Consider the following 1,469-nt stretch of genomic DNA (forward strand, 5'->3'; position numbering starts at 1 on the left):
TACTCCAGCCCGACTTTTGTGATCAGTTGAGTTGTAGGGCTTCGGCCTGGCGGTGGTAGTGGCTGATTTGTGCGCGTGCCTGGTGGCGGCGTCGCCACCGGGACCAGGCCAGCACGAAGCCGGCGGCCGGGGCGGGTCGGGGCATCGCGAGCTGGATGATGAGGTGGCGGACCTCGTTGACGGTGAGCGGGATCAGCCCGTCGGCGGGTTCGGTGTCATGGGCCCGGGCGGTGGTGACGGCGAGGAAGGCGTGGGCGAGCATCGCGAGCAGGGTCCAGCGGTGCCAGCTGGTCCAGCGGCGGACCTGGTGCTCGTCGAGGGCGGCGAGTTCCTTGGAGGACTGGAAGTCGTCCTCCACGTTCCAGCGGATCCCGGCGACGCGGACATAGGTGGCCAGCGGGACCGGGGTCGGGTGGTGGGTCCGGTAGAACGCGTACTCGCCGGTGGTGATGTTCCGGCGGATCAGGAGATGGTGCTGGCCGGGTAGGTCCTGGTCGGTGGTCGCGATGAGCGCCCAGTCGTAGAGCCGCTGGCCCTTGGCTCCGAGCCCGGCGGAGATTCTGTTCCAGGCGGTGGCGGGCAGGGTGACGGCGAGGTCGATCGCTTTGCTCCTGCCGGCCTTCGTGTCGATCTGGTGGGTCTTCGCGACCGCGAGGACGTAGCCGAGCTCGCGGCGGGCGAGGGTGGCGCGCAGCGCCGGGTCGTTGCCGTAGACCTCGTCGCCGGTGGCCCAGCGGCCGGGGACTCCGGCGTCGAGCGCGGTGGCGACCAGGCGGCGGGCGAGTGCGGGTTTGGTCTGGAACACCAGGTCGTCGGGGACACCCGCGGCCCGGCGGCGTTCGGGGTCCGCCATCCACGATCTCGGCATGTACAGGGCGTTGTCGAGGAACGCGTGCCCGGTCGGGGTGGCGTAGGTCAGGTAGACCGCGACCTGCGCGTTCTCGATCCGTCCGGCTGTGCCGGTGTACTGGCGCTGGACACCGACGGTCATCGATCCCTTCTTCACGTCGCCGGTCTCGTCGAAGACGAACACCGCCTCGGGGTCGCCGAACCGTTCGACGACGTAGTCACGCAGGTCAGCGCGCAGACCGTCGTCGTCCCACACCGCCTCGGCCAGGAAATGCTGCATCCCACCCGGTGAGGCCTCCCCGGCGTACTCGGCCAACGTCCAGCAGTTCACCCGAGGCAGCCCGGCCATCAGACCGCGCAGGAACCGGCGCATCCGCCGACGGGACTCCGGCCGACGGAACCGGCGGTCGAGCCGGCCCGCGAGCCCCTCGAACGCTTCAAGCCACCCGTCGGGGTCTACGCTGGGGCACACGGCCGCCGGCTGATCTTCACGTGTCGTCACAAACCGCGAGGATCACCGGTGGTCTCTTACGTTCCCGGACCCGCGTCCCTCCTCAGCCCCGCCACCCAACCATGACCCACCAGATCTAAACGATCACAGAAGTCGGGCTGGAGTACTA

Annotated in this window: 1 protein-coding gene; it reads right to left on the reverse strand. The window is 69.4% G+C overall.

Annotated elements, in window-relative coordinates; translation table 11 throughout:
* Positions 1–22 precede the first annotated feature (22 nt).
* Positions 23–1,321 (reverse strand): IS701 family transposase, encoded by a 1,299-nt coding sequence (locus FREUN1FDRAFT_RS39050; RefSeq protein WP_035957680.1) that lies wholly within the window; start codon positions 1,319–1,321, stop codon positions 23–25.
* Positions 1,322–1,469: the final 148 nt, after the last annotated feature.

Origin of the sequence: Parafrankia sp. EUN1f (genome assembly GCF_000177675.1) — a bacterium.
GTDB lineage: Bacteria > Actinomycetota > Actinomycetes > Frankiales > Frankiaceae > Parafrankia.